Annotated in this window: 14 protein-coding genes and 1 pseudogene; 2 read left to right on the plus strand and 13 right to left on the minus strand. The window is 56.8% G+C overall.

The genetic code is table 11. From position 1 onward, the window contains the following. Positions 1–4: 4 nt before the first annotated feature. Both ACKWJN_RS08765 and ACKWJN_RS08770 read right to left on the minus strand, forming a co-directional pair. Positions 5–928: an ABC transporter permease gene (locus ACKWJN_RS08765; protein WP_408596074.1), complete on the minus strand. Its 924-nt coding sequence runs from the start codon at positions 926–928 to the stop codon at positions 5–7. After that, positions 928–2037, minus strand: a complete 1110-nt coding sequence (locus ACKWJN_RS08770; protein WP_408596076.1) for an ABC transporter permease — start codon at positions 2035–2037, stop codon at positions 928–930. Before ACKWJN_RS08770 ends, ACKWJN_RS08765 begins: the two co-directional genes overlap by 1 nt. A gap of 287 nt (positions 2038–2324) precedes the next feature. Between ACKWJN_RS08770 and ACKWJN_RS08775 the strand changes: the two genes are divergently transcribed. Next, positions 2325–3836: an ABC transporter ATP-binding protein gene (locus ACKWJN_RS08775; RefSeq protein ID WP_408596078.1), complete on the plus strand. Its 1512-nt coding sequence runs from the start codon at positions 2325–2327 to the stop codon at positions 3834–3836. Between the two features lie 142 nt (positions 3837–3978). Here the strand turns inward: ACKWJN_RS08775 and urtA are convergent, their stop codons facing one another. The 7 genes from urtA to ACKWJN_RS08810 all read right to left on the minus strand — a co-directional run bounded on the left by urtA (position 3979) and on the right by ACKWJN_RS08810 (position 11481). After that, a complete protein-coding gene (gene urtA, locus ACKWJN_RS08780) occupies positions 3979–5250 on the minus strand; it encodes an urea ABC transporter substrate-binding protein (RefSeq protein ID WP_408596080.1) in 1272 nt (423 codons plus the stop codon). An 88-nt stretch (positions 5251–5338) separates the two neighbouring features. Continuing rightward, entirely contained in the window at positions 5339–6373 is a 1035-nt protein-coding gene (locus ACKWJN_RS08785) for a porin (protein ID WP_408596082.1), read from the minus strand. 174 nt (positions 6374–6547) lie between these two features. Continuing rightward, positions 6548–7273 (minus strand): aspartate/glutamate racemase family protein, encoded by a 726-nt coding sequence (locus ACKWJN_RS08790; RefSeq protein ID WP_408596084.1) that lies wholly within the window; start codon positions 7271–7273, stop codon positions 6548–6550. A 3-nt stretch (positions 7274–7276) separates the two neighbouring features. Then, positions 7277–8152, minus strand: coding sequence for an ABC transporter permease (locus ACKWJN_RS08795; protein WP_408596086.1), 876 nt, complete (start codon positions 8150–8152; stop codon positions 7277–7279). A 1-nt stretch (position 8153) separates the two neighbouring features. Continuing rightward, positions 8154–9068: an ABC transporter permease gene (locus ACKWJN_RS08800; protein ID WP_408596087.1), complete on the minus strand. Its 915-nt coding sequence runs from the start codon at positions 9066–9068 to the stop codon at positions 8154–8156. Between the two features lie 7 nt (positions 9069–9075). Further along, the gene (locus ACKWJN_RS08805) at positions 9076–10383 is read right to left on the minus strand and encodes a PotD/PotF family extracellular solute-binding protein (protein WP_408596088.1); all 1308 of its coding nucleotides are present in this window, start codon (positions 10381–10383) and stop codon (positions 9076–9078) included. 51 nt (positions 10384–10434) lie between these two features. Further along, positions 10435–11481 carry an ABC transporter ATP-binding protein gene (locus ACKWJN_RS08810; RefSeq protein WP_408596090.1) on the minus strand — a complete coding sequence of 349 codons (1047 nt, stop codon included), beginning with the start codon at positions 11479–11481 and terminating at the stop codon, positions 10435–10437. Between the two features lie 221 nt (positions 11482–11702). On the opposite strand from ACKWJN_RS08810, the gene upp reads away from it, so the two are divergent. Next, positions 11703–12341, plus strand: a complete 639-nt coding sequence (gene upp, locus ACKWJN_RS08815) for a uracil phosphoribosyltransferase (protein ID WP_408596092.1) — start codon at positions 11703–11705, stop codon at positions 12339–12341. Positions 12342–12446: 105 nt separating this feature from the next. Here the strand turns inward: upp and ACKWJN_RS08820 are convergent, their stop codons facing one another. The 4 genes and pseudogenes from ACKWJN_RS08820 to ACKWJN_RS08835 form a co-directional block, all read right to left on the minus strand. Continuing rightward, positions 12447–13301, minus strand: coding sequence for an outer envelope protein (locus ACKWJN_RS08820; RefSeq protein WP_408596094.1), 855 nt, complete (start codon positions 13299–13301; stop codon positions 12447–12449). 120 nt (positions 13302–13421) lie between these two features. Then, positions 13422–14564 carry a BMP family ABC transporter substrate-binding protein gene (locus tag ACKWJN_RS08825; RefSeq protein WP_408596096.1) on the minus strand — a complete coding sequence of 381 codons (1143 nt, stop codon included), beginning with the start codon at positions 14562–14564 and terminating at the stop codon, positions 13422–13424. 35 nt (positions 14565–14599) lie between these two features. Then, positions 14600–15520 (minus strand): ABC transporter permease, encoded by a 921-nt coding sequence (locus ACKWJN_RS08830; protein ID WP_408596098.1) that lies wholly within the window; start codon positions 15518–15520, stop codon positions 14600–14602. Further along, positions 15520–16203, minus strand: a pseudogene (locus ACKWJN_RS08835) (ABC transporter permease); the annotation flags it as partial. The gene ACKWJN_RS08830 and the pseudogene ACKWJN_RS08835, both read right to left, overlap by 1 nt. Positions 16204–16246 lie beyond the last annotated feature (43 nt).

The raw sequence follows: 16246 nt of genomic DNA on the forward strand, positions 1-16246 counted from the left end.
CGCCTCAGGCGTCGTCGTAAAAAGGTTTGCCCAACCAGGCAGGTGCATGGCGGCGGATGGTTTCTTGGTTAGACGACAGCACCACCAACACCACCACCGTGGCGAGGTAAGGCAAGCTGGCCAAAGCAAAAGTGGACACCTTGATGCCGATGGCCTGAAAGTACAGCCCGAGCGCCGTGACGCTGCCAAACAGCAGTGCGCCAATTGCCACGCGGTGAGGCCGCCAGGTGGCAAAAACCACCAAAGCCAAGGCGATCCAGCCGTTGCCCGAGGTCAGGCCGTCTTGCCACATCTTGAATTGCGCCACCGAGTAATACGTGCCCGCCAAGCCCGACAAGGCCCCACCAAACGCCACTGCGGCATAGCGCACGCGCGTGACATGCAGCCCCAAAGAACGCGCCACCACCGGCGACTCGCCCACGGCCTTCAAGGTCAGCCCAGCGCGGGTATGGCTGAGAAACCACATCACCACCAGCAGCAGCACCAGCGCGGCATAGCCCAGCAGGTCGAGCGAGAAAAACGAAGCCCCCAGCAATGGCAGGTCTTGCAAATAAGGAATGGGTAAAGGTGCAAAACTGCTCGGAGCGCTGAAACCCACATACGGGCGGCCCAACACGGCCGTGATGCCCGTGCCCAAGATGGTGAGCGACAAACCCGCCGCCACCTGGTTGGCTTGCAAGGTGATGGTGACAAAGCCAAACACCAACGACGCCAACACGCCCACCGCCATGCCCACCCACACCGCCAGTGGCAACGAGCCGCCGTTGGCCACCGTCATGAAGCTGGCCAAGGCACCCAGCAACATCATGCCTTCGAGCCCCAGGTTCAACACACCGGCGCGCTCGGCGATCAGCTCGCCCAGAGCGGCCAACAGCAAGGGAATGGCCGCACCCAAGGCGCTGGCCAGCAGGGGGGTGAGTGACTCCATCACGCGGCGGCTCCCAGCGCTTTGGGGTTGGCGTCAAGCGACACCACGCGGTACTTGACCAACACATCGCAGGCCAACAAGAACAGCAGCAGCAAACCCTGAAACACCTCGCTCACCGCCTTGGGCAATTGCATGGTCACCTGCACCGCTTCGCCGCCCAAATACAGCAAGGCCATCAGCAGCGAGGCCAACACAATGCCCAGCGCATGCAAGCGCCCCAAGGTCGCCACGATGATGGCGGTGAAGCCATAGCCCGGTGTCCAGCGGTCGTTGAGTTGCCCCAGCGGACCGGCCACGTCCGACGCGCCCGCCACGCCCGCCGCAGCGCCGCCAATCAGCAAGGTGATCCAAATGATCCAACGATCACGGTAGCCCGCATAGCGGGCTGCCGCCGGGGCCTCACCTGTCACCAAGTGCTGAAAACCCGCGTAAGAGCTTTCCATGAAAAACCATGCCACTGGAATGGCAAGCAAGGTGATGAACACCGACGTGTTGATGCGCGTGCCTTCCCACAACTCCCAGCCATAAGAAGCCAGCGGCGCAAACAAGGCTGCGTCTGAAAACGACACGGTGATGGGAAAGTTGTTGGCCATGGGGTCACGCCAAGGGCCATAAACCAAAAACTTCACCAGCAAATCAGCCACATACGTGAGCATCAAGCTCACCAAAATTTCGTTGGTGTGAAACTGGGCCCGACACAGGGCGGTCAGCGACGCCCACAGCGCCCCACCCAGCGCAGCGGCCACCACCATCAAAGGCAGTACCCACAGGGCGTCTACCTCATGGAAATAAATGGCCAAGCCGCTGGCAAATATGCCGCCCACATACATCTGGCCTTCGGCGCCAATGTTCCAAATGTTGGCGCGATAACCCACCGCCAAGCCCAACGCAATCAGGCACAAGGGTGAGGCTTTCAGCAACAGTTCGCTGATGCCATTGGCGTCGCGCAGTGGGTCGATGAAAAAAGCCTGGTAGGCCAACCAAGGGTTCTTGCCCAAGACCGCAAACATCGCAAACCCAGCCAGCAAGGTCAACCCAACCGCGATCAGCGGCGCCCACACCCGCATCGACTGCAAAGGCTCTGGCCGGGGAACGAGCTTGAGCCTCATGGCAGATCCATGGAGAAGTTCGCCACAGCGATGGAGGGTTGAATGGGGTGTTTCATCACAACAAGTCAGGTCAGATGTACAACGCAAGTTGCATACCAAGACTGCACACACCCGACCCGTCGCTGAGAGCACGTCGAATGGCCCCGCAAAGAGGCATGCCGCACCAGCTTGAAGCGGACAAAGTTGCAATATTCACCGGTGCAGTGCGGGGCGTGCACGGATTTGCAAGCACTTGCAGAGATCCGCCCCTACACCAACGCGGCACACTTATTGCGGCCGTTTGGGGCATGAGTCTTCCCAACGCACCTCGCCTGGTATTGAGCGGCATCAGCAAGCGCTACCCCACGGTCATGGCCAACCAAGGCATTGACCTCACGGTGCGTGCAGGCGAAATTCACGCCTTGCTCGGCGAAAACGGTGCCGGCAAAAGCACGCTCATGAAAATCGTCTACGGCGTCACCAAGCCCGACGCCGGTGACATCGTCTGGGAAGGCCGCGAAGTCACGATCGACAGCCCAGCCCAAGCGCGACGCCTTGGCATTGGCATGGTGTTTCAGCACTTCGCCTTGTTCGAGTCGTTGACCGTGGCCGAGAACATCAGCCTGTCGTTGGACGAGCCCGAGACCATCCAAGCCCTGTCCCATCGCATCAGCGAGGTGTCACTGCGTTATGGCTTGCCCATCGACCCCAGCCGCATGGTGCACACCATGTCGGTGGGTGAGCGGCAACGGGTGGAGATCGTGCGTTGTCTGCTGCAAAACCCCAAGCTGCTGATCATGGACGAACCCACCTCGGTGCTGACCCCGCAAGCGGTGCTGGTCTTGTTTGACACCTTGCGCCGATTGGCCGCTGAAGGGTGCAGCATTTTGTACATCAGCCACAAGCTCGATGAAATTCGCGCCCTGTGCGACACCGCCACGGTGCTGCGCGGCGGCAAGGTCACGGGCTATGCCAACCCCAAACAAGAAACATCCAGCCAATTGGCGCGCCTGATGATTGGCACCGAGCTGCCCGAATGCGCCAGCCAGCCGCAAGAAGCTGGCCCCGTGCTGCTCGAAGTCAAAGATTTGAGTCTGCACAGCGCGGACCCTTTTGGCACCCACTTGCAGCACATTGACCTGCAAGTGCGCGCCGGCGAGATCGTGGGCATTGCAGGCATCTCGGGCAACGGCCAGAAGGAATTGCTGGCTGCTATTTCAGGTGAAGTGCCACAAGACGCGGCACACACGGTCACCCTCTGCAGTCAAGCCGTGGGGCGCATGAACCCGGCTCAGCGACGCAGCGTGGGCTTGACCTTTGTGCCTGAAGAACGCTTGGGGCGAGGTGCCGTGCCACCCATGAGTTTGTCCAACAACGCGCTGCTGACCGGTGCGCGCCAAGGCATGGTGCAACTCGGTGTGATTCAACGCCAAGCCACCACCACCTTTGCACGTGCGGTGATTGAACGCTTCAAAGTGGCCTGCGGTGGGCCCACCGCCTTGGCCACCAGTTTGTCAGGCGGCAATTTACAAAAGTTCATCGTGGGTCGCGAGATCATGCTCAAGCCCAAAGTGATGGTGGTGTCGCAACCCACCTGGGGCGTGGACGTGGGTGCGGCCATGTTGATTCGTCAAGCCCTGATTGATTTGCGCAACCAGGGCGTGGCGATTTTGGTGATCTCTGAGGAACTCGACGAGTTGTTCATGATCAGCGACCGCATGGCCGTCATCGCCAATGGCCAGCTGTCAGCTGCCCTGCCCACGGCAAGCACCAACCCAGAACAAATTGGCTTGCAGATGAGTGGGCAACACGTCGGCTGAATCAGGTCAACACACGCACCCTCGGCACAAATAACATCCATCCGTTGAAGTCATTTGTGCGTCAAACGCATCAGCCATGACTTCGAATTGAATCGGCGCACCCACTGTGCGCCGATTCAAGACTCAAACAATCCAATCTTCCTTACTTCTTCACAGGCTCATCAGGCTTCTTGTCGTTGCCTTCGATGAACGGGCTCCATGGCTTGGCCTTGACAGGACCCGGTGTCTTCCACACCACGTTGAATTGGCCGTCGGCCTTGATCTCGCCAATGAACACCGACTTGTGCAAGTGGTGGTTCTTCTCATCCATCTTGCTGGTGATGCCGCTGGGTGCCGTGAAGGTCTGTCCGGCCATCGCCGCAATCACCTTGTCCACGTCCGTGCTCTTGGCCTTCTCGACCGCTTGCTTCCACATGTGGATGCCGATGTAGGTGGCTTCCATCGGGTCGTTGGTCAATGGCTTGTCTTTGTGACCCGCAATGCCCTTGGCCTTGGCGTAGTCGCTCCACTTCTTGATGAAGGCGTCGTTGGTCGGGTTCTTGATGCTCATGAAGTAGTTCCATGCCGCCAAGTGGCCCACCAGCGGCTTGGTGTCCACACCGCGCAGCTCTTCTTCACCCACGCTGAATGCCACCACGGGCACGTCTTTGGCTTTCAGGCCTGCGTTGCCCAGTTCTTTGTAGAACGGCACGTTGGAGTCACCGTTGATGGTGGAGACCACCGCTGTTTTGCCACCGGCTGAGAATTTCTTGATGTCGGCCACGATGGTTTGGTAGTCGCTGTGGCCAAACGGGGTGTACTTCTCGTCGATGTCAGACTCTTTGACGCCCTTGCTCTTGAGGTAAGCGCGCAAGATTTTGTTGGTGGTGCGGGGGTACACGTAGTCGGTGCCCAGCAAGACCCAGCGCTTGGCAGCGCCGCCGTCTTTGCTCATCAGATAGTCCACAGCTGGGATGGCTTGCTGGTTGGGGGCAGCACCGGTGTAGAACACGTTTTTGCTGAGTTCTTCACCTTCGTATTGCACGGGGTAGAACAGCAGGCCGTTCATTTCTTCGACCACGGGCAAGACCGACTTGCGTGACACCGAGGTCCAGCAGCCAAAGATGACCGAGACTTTGTCTTGACCGAGCAGTTGTTTGGTTTTCTCGGCAAACAAAGGCCAGTTGGAGGCGGGGTCGACCACCACGGGTTCGAGCTTTTTGCCTAACACGCCGCCTTTGGCGTTGATTTCGTCAATGGCCATCAAAACGGTGTCTTTGAGCACGGTCTCCGAGATGGCCATGGTGCCCGACAGGCTGTGCAGCACGCCCACCTTGATGGTGTCGGCAGCAAAGGCTTGCGGCGCGACGACAAACGATCCCACCGACAGCGCTGCTGCTGCGGCCAGGGCCTTGAGGTTTCCTCGACGATTCATCATGATTCATTTCCTTTTCGAACAAAAAAGCGTCTACCCGCTAGATGTGGATAGACGCGTTAAAAACCTTGGAGAAAAACAGCGTGGTTTAGAAAGTCACGCGCACGCCCATGGCCACAGACTGTTGCGATTGACCGGCAACACCCGAACCGCTGGAGAGAATTTCAGTCGCGCCCGAAGAGTTGGAAATGCGTGCCAAGTTACCCACAAAGGCCACATCAGGACGCCATGCATAAATGGCCAACAGACGCGTGACGGTGGAGTTGTTGTTCAAGGTGGTGTTCTTGCGCTTGAGCGAATCCAAAGACACGGTGAGCTTGGGATTCACCGCGTAGTCGATGCCGAGGTTGGTGACGTTGGCTTTGGTCGCAGCAGCGTAGGTACCCACAGACACAAAGGTACCCGCAGCAATGTCACTCGACGCATAACCAATCCGTGGCTTGTAGGCACCCATCACATAGCTGGCACCCATGGTGGTCAACTTGTAAGTGGTGTCGGTCGTGCTTTTTTCGTCAAAGACAGTGGCAGCTGCGTAAAAAGGACCGTCGGCATACTTCAAACCTAGGTTACTCAAAGAACCTGTGCCGTCACTGTTGAGTCCTGACGCATACATCGCCGCACCCTGCAAGGCACCCATGGCTGGCGTCACGTACTTGATGGACTTGGAATAGATGTCACTGACGGCATCAAACTCAGAAAACTTGAACACGGCACCAGCGTTGTAACCCCCTTTGAACACGGATCCCACCAACCAGTCGTCGTTCAAGTTCCATTGACGTCCCAACGACACGCTGCCGGCCGAACCTTTCAAACCCACATACGCATTACGCGAAAACAAAGTGGACGTGTCAGACAACTTGCCATCGGTGGGATTGAAGCCCGCTTGGAAATTGAAAAAGCCAGTGGCACCTTCACCAAAATCTTTGTCACCCGAAATGCCAATGTTGGAGACACCCAGAATGCTGCTGGCAGCACCAGAGACTGTTTTGTTGGCAGCCGTTCCGGTTTTGTTGGTGGTGACGTAGCCGCCATCCACCACACCTGTGATCTTCATGTCTGCCATGGCGGCAGTGCACAGACCAGCGGCCAAAGCGATAGCGCCAAATTTGAAAGTGAGTTGCATGTTTGTCCTTTGGGATTTGAAAGTGATAGCCACGGTGGGTCTCAGCGCCAAGCAAAGATCCAAACATCAATCAGCACAAAATATGCCAAATTAAAAACAGTGCAAACACTCGCAAATCAACAAAACTGAGCATCAAATATGTGCAAGCGCCCTTTATTGAAGCGGACACATGCACTACAGCGGGTTGATGCTGTGCGTGGTGAGCCATGACACATCAGGTTGATCACCCACAGCTTGAGTTGCGTTCGACATCGACAACACAGCTTGGCGTACACCCGCTTGCACACTGTCGATGATGGGGACTGGCACATCGTGTTGCAGCTCAGTCGCCATGCCCGCCAAACCTGCGCCGCCCAATATCAAACTGTTGATTTGGAATTTTTCAACTGCAACCAAACATGCCTCGCGCAAAACAATTTTTGCTGCGGCTGGGTCAGCTGCCAACTGGGCACCCGTGGCTTTCACGGTGTGAGTTCCCGACAACGCATCGGCATATCCCAATGCATGCGCTAGGCGGTGGAGCATGGCCGGCCAGCGAGCGCCACCCGTGACGATGGCAAATGGCCCAAGCTGCGCGGCCTCACAAAACGACGCCGCTGCCAAGCCCGTGACGGGCACATCACAGACTTCTTGCAAGGCAAACAACGCCGGATCGCCAAAGCAAGCAATCAATACGGCAGCAGGTGGCGTCGGCGCTGAGCGCCGGTGATGCAGGTACGCGTCAAGCGTGGCATGTCCGGCCACGGCATAACTGGTTTCGTCAGAAATATAGGGCGCCCCAAAACGCGCTTGAATCGTGGTGACGCGCACATCCATACCCGCCACAGCCTGCGCGTGTTGTGCCAACAAACGCGTCACCGATGCTGTGGTGTTGGGGTTGATGACCAGCAACTCACGCATGGGTCATGCGCGTGAACGCTTGGCACGTTGGTCAAACCACGCCACCAAACACAAAGTGATGCCCATCACCACCAACGACACCAAGGTGGTCACCGTGGCCAAGGCATAAATGGCTGGGGTGGTGACGGTGGTGGTGAGGCCTTGCAACTCCAAGGGGAGTGTGTTGACGTCGCCAATGGCTTGTGAGGTACGGGCGATTTCGTCCCAACTCAAGGTGAAGCCAAACATGGCGATGCCCACCACCGATGAGGCAATCATGGGCAACACCACGTGCCGAAAACATTGCCACGGGCTGGCACCCAAATCACGGGCGGCTTCTTCATACGCCGGGTTGAAACGGTTGAAGACCGCAAACATGATGAGCAAGCCAAAGGGCAGCGTCCAGGTCAGGTGTGCACCCAAGGCAGAGGTGGACAAGCCCAAAGCGCTGCCATAGCCCTCCAACACCTCTTGCATGCCCAACATGTCAAGACCGCCTTTGATGGCGCCATCAATCAATCGAAACTCTAAGCCGATGCCCAAGGACACGATGATGGACGGCATGATCAAACTCGCCACCACCACATAAAACAAGGTGTTGGCGAATGGCAGTTTTTTGCGAAAGGCCAAGCCCGCCAACAGCGAGAACACCACCGTCAACACCATCACCGCCGTGCCCAGCCCCAAGGACCGTTTCAGGGCGGCCCCAATGTCCACAACCCCTAAGCCTTCTTGCAGTTTGGCAAACCAATACGTCGACGTGCCACGCAAGGGAAAGGTCAAGCCACCTTCAGGGCCCTGAAAGCTCAACACCACGATGGTCAACATCGGACCGTACAAAAACAACACGAAGGCGGCAAAGAAGAAAGCCAGCATCCAAAACTCCAAGCTGCGCTTCATGTCACAGCTCCTTGCGGATGTCGACCATGCGCGTCAGCGCCCAAATGATCATCAGCACAATGGCCAACAAGATCACCGCATTGGCCGCAGCCAAAGGAAACTGAAGGTACGAGGTCTGCACCTGGATGATTTTTCCAACCGAGGCGATTTGCTGACCGCCCATCACGCCGATGGTCACAAAGTCGCCCATCACGATGGTGATGATGAAGATCGAGCCAATGATGATGCCGGTCTTGGACAAGGGCACGATCACGTTCCACAGGATTTGCCACGCGCTGGCACCGCTGTCGCTGGCCGCTTCGATCAGGCTGCGGTCGATGCGCATCATGGAGTTGAAGATGGGCACGATCATGAACATGGTGTAGAGATGCACAAAGGCCAACACCACGGAAAAATCTGAAAACAACAACCACTCAATGGGTGAGGCAATCACCCCCGCCTGCTCCAAGGCCTGGTTCACCAAACCATGCCGCCCCAGCAAGGGCACCCACGAAATCATGCGAATGACATTGGAGGTCCAAAAGGGAATCGTGCACAACACAAACAGCACGGTTTGCACGCTCACAGAGGTGACAAAAAAAACCAAGAAGTACGACACGGTGAACCCGATCACCAAGGTCAACAACCACACCCACGCGCAAAACTTGAAGGTGGAGACATAGGTCTTCAAGGTCACGCACCAATCCCCCTCTGAGGCACAACCTTCAAAAATCGACAGGTAGTTTTTGAAGGTGAAGTCGGGCAATAACTCGTATTCGTTGAAGTCCCAAAAACTGACCATCACGATCAAGGTCAAGGGAATCAAAAAGAAGACCGCAAACACCAGCCCCAAGGGTGCCGCTTGCCAGGCAGCCGACAACTGCCGCCCCAGCGGGGCAGCAGCGGTCGGACCGGTGGATGTCTGGGGGCTAGGCATCAGCTGGTTAGGCCGCTACAAACTCGTTCCATTTCTGGACCATGTAGTTGTTTTCATCCATCACCGCGTTCCAGCACGCAATGCCGCCCATGCGCGCTTCGTAGCTGCCGCCGTCACGCACCGCACCGGCTTTGGCCAACACGTCGCCATGCGGGCTCTTGATGTCTTGCGTGGCAGGCTTGCCTTCCATCCAATACGCCCATTCGTAGGCTTCCATTTTGGATTTGGCGGTGTCGAGCACAGCGCTGTAATAGCCTTGGCGGTTCAGGTACGCGCCGGCCCAGCCGTCCAAGAACCAGTTGATGAACTCGTACGCGCCGTCGAGCTTTTTGCCGCTCAAGGTGGCGGGCAGACCAAAGCCTGCGGCCCAGGCGCGGTATCCCTCTTTCAAAGGCTGGAAGGTGCAGTCAATGCCCTTGGAGCGCACGGCTGTGACAGCGGGTGACCACATGGACTGAATCACCACCTCGCCCGAGGCCATCAGGTTGACCGACTCGTTGAAGTCTTTCCACAAGCTGCGGAACTGGCCTGCTTTTTTGGCTTCGATCAGGGTTTTGATGGTGAGGTCAATTTCCTTCTTGGTCATGTTGCCCTTGTCGGGGTATTTGTAAATGCCCATGGCTTCCACCACCATGGCCGCGTCCATGATGCCAATGGAGGGAATGTTCAAGATGGCGGCCTTGCCCTTGAACTCAGGATTGAGCAACTCGGCCCACGAGCTGATGGGGCGCTTGATCAGGTCGGGGCGAATGCCCAGGGTGTCGGCGTTGTAGACCGTGGGGATCAAGGACATGAATTGGGTCGGGCTCTTGGCGAACACTTTGCTCTTTTCGCCTTCGAGGTAAATCACTTTCTTGGGTGCAGTGCCCTGGTCACCCACCGCTTTTCCCGCGACTTTGCCTGTGGTGAACAAGCTGGTGATCTTGTCGGCGTTTTTGATGCGCTTGGTGTCAATGCCTTTGAGGTTGCCGGTGGGCACGATTTTCTTGAGCGAGAAGTACTCGGTATCGATCAAGTCAAAGGTGTTGGGTGCGGTGACAGCACGCTTGGTCACGTCGTCGGTGGTCACCGCCACGTATTGGATTTCAATGCCAGTGTCTGCTTTGAACTTGTCGCCAATTGCTTTGTCTTGGTTCACCGCCGTGCCCAGGTAACGCAGCACGATTTTTTCTTGCGCATGGATGGCCGGAAACAAGCCCGACGCCAAAATGCCTGCGGTGCCTTTGAGCAAGGCGCGACGTGGCACCGAAGACGACAGGGTTTCAGACGCTGCGTCTTGCAGCGAGGATGTGTTTTGAACAACTGGCTCTGACATGGCAAATACTCCTTGAGGATGGTGGGTGAAAAGAAATCAAACGCGTGACATTCAATCGGCCGTGAAGTGATGCGCAGCATCGGCAGACCAAGCAAGCTTGGCCTGTTGACCCAATTCAAAGGGTTGCGACATGAACCGGTCTTCAGAGACCATGACCGTCAATTCAGCACCGGCCGTCTGCGGATGCGCCCCGTCCTGGGCTTGCAAGCTCACCAGCACATGGGTGCCTTGGTATTCAATGTCCGTGATGCAAGTGGTCAAGGCGTGACGCCCGGGTTCTAGTCTGTCGCTCAAGTCGTGCAATTGCATGTGGTCTGAGCGAACCGTGATGACCGAGCCACCCCACGCGATCACGTTGCGTCCGCCCATGAACCGCGCCACAAATTCACTGTTGGGACGGTTGTAAATATCGTGTGGTGAACCTTGCTGCTCGATCGTTCCATGGTTCATCACCACCATGGTGTCCGCCAAAGCCATGGCCTCTTCTTGCGAGTGGGTCACGTGGATAAAGGTCAGCTTGAGCTCTTTTTGCCAGCGCCTCAACTCGGCACGCATTTGAATGCGCAAAAAAGGGTCCAGGGCCGACAACGGCTCATCCAGCAACAACACCTTGGGCTCGGTGATCAATGCACGCGCCAGGGCCACGCGCTGCTGCTGCCCGCCCGACAACTCGCCCGGCTTGCGCTGGGCCAAATGCGACATGGACACGCGCTCTAACAGTTGCCCGGCAGCTTGGTGTCGGGTGGCGGTGTCCACGCCTTTCATCTTCAAGCTGAAGGCCACGTTGTCCAAAGCCGACATGTGCGGAAACAAGGCAAAACTCTGAAACATCATGGCAGTACCCCGTGCTGCCGCGGGCAAGTTGGTGATGTTGCGGTTTTCCAGCAACACATCGCCGCTGGTGACGGTCTCGTGGCCGGCGATCATGCGCAAGGTGGTGCTTTTGCCGCAGCCCGAAGGCCCCAACAAACAACAATAACTGCCCTGGGCGATGCGTAAGTTGATGGCATCCACAGCGGGCTTGCCATCGCCATAGTTTTTTGTGAGCGACACCAATTCAACTGCACTTGCGTTTGAATGGGCGGAAGTTGACTTCATGCCAAGCAATCGCAAAACGTATGCCAAGTTTGTATACGTATTTCGCCCAAATCGCATACAGAAAGGCACATTCATGGTGCTTGATCTGCGCCATGCAGTTGCAAGTTGGTGCAGCAAGCTTGACCATTTCGGTGCAAGCTGCTGGTCGACTCGCCCACTGTTCACCCCAACACTGGCTCAGAAGTTGCAACACACACTGGGTTCAAAGCCTTAGGAAGCGCATGTTGACCGACGCACACATTCACCTGATTGACCATCCCTTGGTGCAACACAAATTGACCCTGATGCGCTGCAAAGACGCCAGCACACACGCCTTCCGCCAATTGCTGCATGAGCTGTCCATGCTCATGGCCTACGAGGTGACGCGCGACATGCCGGTGCAGCACATCGAGATCGAAACCCCCTTGGAGACCATGCAGTCGCCCGTGATTGACGGCAAAAAGTTGGTGCTGGTGAGCATCTTGCGCGCAGGCAGCGGCATCTTGGATGGCATGCTCACCGTGGTGCCAGGCGCACGCGTGGGACACATTGGCTTGTACCGCGACCCACACACCCTAGAGGCGGTGGAGTACTACTTCAAAATGCCGCCCGACATGCAAGAGCGCGACGTGGTGTTGGTTGATCCCATGTTGGCCACCGGGCATTCGGCCGTGGCAGCCATCACGCGGGTGAAAGCCTTGAACCCGAGGTCGGTCAAGTTTGTGTGTCTGCTCACCTGCCCTGAAGGCCTGGCCGAGGTGCGTAAGTGCCACCCGGACGTACACATCTACACCGCATCGATTGACCGCGCACTCAACGACCACGGCTACATCTTGCCCGGCTTGGGTGATGCAGGGGACCGTATTTTTGGGACGCGGTGAGTTTTCTATGAGACCATTTCGTCGAATCCAACTCGACAACTTCATCTCAAGAAGGCTCAAAAAAAGACCACCTGAAGGTGGTCTTTGTTGGGCGTAACACTTGGCTTAGAAGTGGTACTCAGCTCGCAGCATGGGCGTCTTTGCAAATGCGCCTGGACCCGCAGCACCTGAAGCATCATTGCCAAACTTGTTTTTCCAGTACTGGTATTCAGCACCTACTTTGAACGTGTTTTTGCCAGCGCCCACAGCAGAACTCATGTCGTACATCACTTGCATGTCAATCAGCGTTTCAGCTTTGGTTTGATCGCCATACTCATTCTTACCCTTGGCTGAAATGAAATTGGCAAAACCTTCAAAGGACAGCGGCACAGAAGCCACGCTGAATGGAATACCCCAGACCAATCCGATCATGGGATGTGCGTCGTAGTCATAGCGAGGCTTGGAAATGTGCGTGTAGCCGCTGTATGGGGCATTGCTTTCCCACAGTTGCAACAAGCTCACATTCAAGTAGCCTGGAACATCCAACATCAATGTAGGCCCAGCAACCAACATTTGTTTCTTGGAGTTGTATCCAGCGTCTGCTTTGGTGTTGTAGTCAAAGCCAGCTGTTGCACCCAATCCGCGCACCATGCCAGACTTGAATGACTTGCCAGATACTTTCTCTAAATCCAAGGTGTGGCGATACACAATGTAAACCTCTTGCGCACCTGTGCTCGAGCCAACAGACGCTGGATCTTTTCCGTTAGACATCAACATGTCCACGTTGAAGAAGTTACTGCCGTATTTGTAGCCACTGACATGGCTCAAACCATAGATATTTTTGGTGATGTCGTTGGTACCAAAGGGTTCGGCAAATTTGCTGCCGTGGCGATAAGTCAAAGACGTATCACTCCAATCAGCAGCTTGTGCAGCCACTGACGTCAGCGCAGCGAAAGCAATCAGCGAAAGTTTGTATTTCATGTCAAATTCCTTCAAGGTTAAAAAATAAGGCGCCCAAAAACATAAGCAAAACATGGGCCAAAAAATGACAAAAGCCGCCCGAAGGCGGCTTTTGTCACAGTGCGAACTGTTTACACAGTTTTATTTCGCGCCTGGCACTTTGCCTTCTACGCCCTTGACGAAGAAGTTGATGCCACTCATGAACTTGTCGTCGGCCACTTCGTCTTTCTTCAAGACTTCCTTGCCGGTGTTGTCAGCCAAGGGGCCTTTCCAGATGGCAAAGGTGCCTTCTTTCAGCCCCTTCTTGACGTCTTCGACTTTGGCTTTCGTTTCAGCAGGCACGTCTTCGGCAATCGACACGATGTCAATGGCGCCTTCTTTCACACCCCACCAAGTGGCACCACCACCGGCCCATTTGCCGTCCAGTGCTGCGCGGGTGGCGGCCACGTAATAAGGCGTCCAGTTGATGATGCTCGAAGCCAAGTGGGCTTTAGGACCATAAGCAGTCATGTCCGAGTCCCAACCAAAGGCGCGCTTGCCTTTGTCTTGTGCAGTTTTGAGCACAGCCGGTGAGTCGGTGTTTTGGAACAACACATCAGCGCCGCTGTTGATCAGGCTCGTGGCCGCTTCGGTTTCTTTGGGTGGGTTGAACCACTCGTTGACCCACACCACTTTGGTTTTGATCTTGGGGTTGCTCGACTGCGCGCCCAGGGTGAAGCTGTTGATGTTGCGGATCACCTCAGGAATTGGGATGGAAGCCACCACACCCAAGGTGTTGCTCTTGGTCATCTTGCCCGCAATCACACCTGCCAAGTAAGCGCCTTCGTAGGTGCGGCTGTCGTAGGTGTTCATGTTGGGGGCTTGTTTGTAACCCGTGGCATGCTCAAACTTCACGTCTGTGGTGTCAGATGCCACTTTGAGCATGGGATCCATGTAGCCAAAGGTGGTGCCAAAGATCAGCTTGTTGCCCTGGCTCACCATGTCGCGGATCACGCGTTCGGCATCGGCCGACTCGGGCACGTTCTCGACAAACGAGGTTTGGATCTTGTCGCCAAATTCTTTCTCCAGGGCCTTGCGCGCGTTGTCGTGGGCAAAGGTCCAGCCACCGTCGCCCACAGGGCCGACATAAGCGAATGCAATTTTGAGAGGCTCAGCCTTGACTTCGGCCTTGGGGGCCTCAGCCGGCTTGGCCTCTTCTTTTTTACCGCAGCCCACCAGGGCAGCGGCAGCCACGGCGGTCAAAGCCACGGCGTGAATCCAACGGCGTTTGTACATATCTGTCATGCAAGTTCCTTCAGTCAAGGGTGAGAAAAAATAAATCAAGAGCCTGGGAAAAACGGCTTGCCAATCGAGGCCGGCATGTTCACGCGCAGCCAGGTGGGGTTGCGCGAGATCAAGGCCAGCACCGCAATGGTGGCAAGGTAAGGCAGCATACTCAAAAATTGGCTGGGGATGTCCACCCCGGTGGCCTGCAAATGAAACTGCAACATGGTGACACCGCCAAACAGGTAAGCACCTAGCAGTACCCGTGCCGGGCGCCAGGTGGCAAACGTGGTCAGGGCCAGTGCAATCCAGCCCTTGCCCGCGATCATGCCCTCCACCCACAGCGGGGTGTAAATGATGGAGATGTAGGCGCCGGCCAGTCCGCACAGCGCCCCCCCACACACCACAGCCAAGAGTCGAATGCGGCGCACCGGGTAGCCCAAAGCATGGGCCGACTCGGGCGACTCGCCCACCGCGCGCAACACCAAACCGGCGCGGGTGCGGTACAAGAAATAAATCAGCCCCAGAGTCAAGGCAATCGCGCCGTAAACCAAAGGGTGATGGCGGAACATGGCGGGGCCCGCCCACGGCAAGTCGCCCAGCACAGGCACCGAGAACTGCATGCGCTCTGGCAGCTTGGCCTGCACATAGCTCACACCCACAAAGGCCGAAAAGCCAGCCCCAAACAAGCTCAGCGCCAAGCCCGTGGCGTATTGGTTGGTCCCCAGCCAAATCACCAACACACCAAAGGCTGCGGCCAACACAGCACCCGCCCCCATGCCGGCTGCAAAGCCCAGCACATCGCTGCCCGTGTGCGACACAGCCGCATAGCCGGCGATGGCCGCACACAACATCATGCCCTCAGCGCCTAGGTTGACGATGCCGGCTTTCTCGTTGATCAACAGACCCAAGGAGGCGAGCGCCAAAACAGTGCCGGCATTCATGGTCGCGGCCCATAAAAGTGCGTAACTGTCCATCATGGGGCAACCTCTGTCGTGGCCGACACCTTGGGTATCCAGCGCAATTTGTAAAGCATCAAGGTGTCGCAAGCCAACAGCGTGAACAGCAGCAAGCCTTGAAACACCCCCGTCAAGGACCGTGGCAAACCCAGACGCGATTGCGCCAACTCACCCCCGATGTAGAACATGCTCATGAGCAAGGCCGACAGCACCATGCCCACTGGATGCAAGCGCCCCACAAAGGCCACGATGATGGCGGCAAAGCCATAGCCTGCGGGTACGTAAGGGGTGAGTTGGCGCAAGGGCCCCGCCACCTCCAGCCCACCCGCCAAACCCGCCGCTGCACCTGAGGTGAGCAAGGCCAACCACAACGCGCGACGCGACGAAAAGCCGGCATACCGCGCTGCATCGGGTGCCAAACCACCCACCTGTTGCGCAAAGCCCGCATGGGTGCGGAACAAAAACACCCACAAAGCGCACACACCGCTGATGGCCAGCAGGACGCCAATGTTGACCCGGGTGCCGGTGATGAGCTTGGGAATTTGCGTGACCGCATCGAAGGTTTTGGTTTGGGGGAAGTTGTAGCCCAAGGGGTCTTTCCACGCACCATAGACCAAGTAGTTGAGCACCATCACCGCCACGTAGACCAGCATGAGGCTGACCAAAATCTCACTGGCGTTGAAGCTGTCGCGCAGCCAAGCGGCTGTCTCTTATACACATCTGACGCTGCCGACGATAAGGCTC

The sequence above is a fragment of the Limnohabitans sp. genome (assembly GCF_046052825.1).
Classification (GTDB): Bacteria; Pseudomonadota; Gammaproteobacteria; order Burkholderiales; family Burkholderiaceae_C; genus Limnohabitans.

Coding starts and splice junctions, on each gene's coding strand:
- ACKWJN_RS08765 (WP_408596074.1), bottom strand. CDS start 928: ATGGAGTCACTCACCCCCCTGCTGGCCAGCGCCTTGGGTGCGGCCATT.
- ACKWJN_RS08810 (WP_408596090.1), bottom strand. CDS start 11,481: ATGAAGTCAACTTCCGCCCATTCAAACGCAAGTGCAGTTGAATTGGTG.
- upp (WP_408596092.1), top strand. CDS start 11,703: ATGTTGACCGACGCACACATTCACCTGATTGACCATCCCTTGGTGCAA.
- ACKWJN_RS08775 (WP_408596078.1), top strand. CDS start 2,325: ATGAGTCTTCCCAACGCACCTCGCCTGGTATTGAGCGGCATCAGCAAG.
- ACKWJN_RS08770 (WP_408596076.1), bottom strand. CDS start 2,037: ATGAGGCTCAAGCTCGTTCCCCGGCCAGAGCCTTTGCAGTCGATGCGG.
- urtA (WP_408596080.1), bottom strand. CDS start 5,250: ATGAATCGTCGAGGAAACCTCAAGGCCCTGGCCGCAGCAGCAGCGCTG.
- ACKWJN_RS08830 (WP_408596098.1), bottom strand. CDS start 15,520: ATGGACAGTTACGCACTTTTATGGGCCGCGACCATGAATGCCGGCACT.
- ACKWJN_RS08805 (WP_408596088.1), bottom strand. CDS start 10,383: ATGTCAGAGCCAGTTGTTCAAAACACATCCTCGCTGCAAGACGCAGCG.
- ACKWJN_RS08800 (WP_408596087.1), bottom strand. CDS start 9,068: ATGCCTAGCCCCCAGACATCCACCGGTCCGACCGCTGCTGCCCCGCTG.
- ACKWJN_RS08825 (WP_408596096.1), bottom strand. CDS start 14,564: ATGACAGATATGTACAAACGCCGTTGGATTCACGCCGTGGCTTTGACC.
- ACKWJN_RS08795 (WP_408596086.1), bottom strand. CDS start 8,152: ATGAAGCGCAGCTTGGAGTTTTGGATGCTGGCTTTCTTCTTTGCCGCC.
- ACKWJN_RS08820 (WP_408596094.1), bottom strand. CDS start 13,301: ATGAAATACAAACTTTCGCTGATTGCTTTCGCTGCGCTGACGTCAGTG.
- ACKWJN_RS08790 (WP_408596084.1), bottom strand. CDS start 7,273: ATGCGTGAGTTGCTGGTCATCAACCCCAACACCACAGCATCGGTGACG.
- ACKWJN_RS08785 (WP_408596082.1), bottom strand. CDS start 6,373: ATGCAACTCACTTTCAAATTTGGCGCTATCGCTTTGGCCGCTGGTCTG.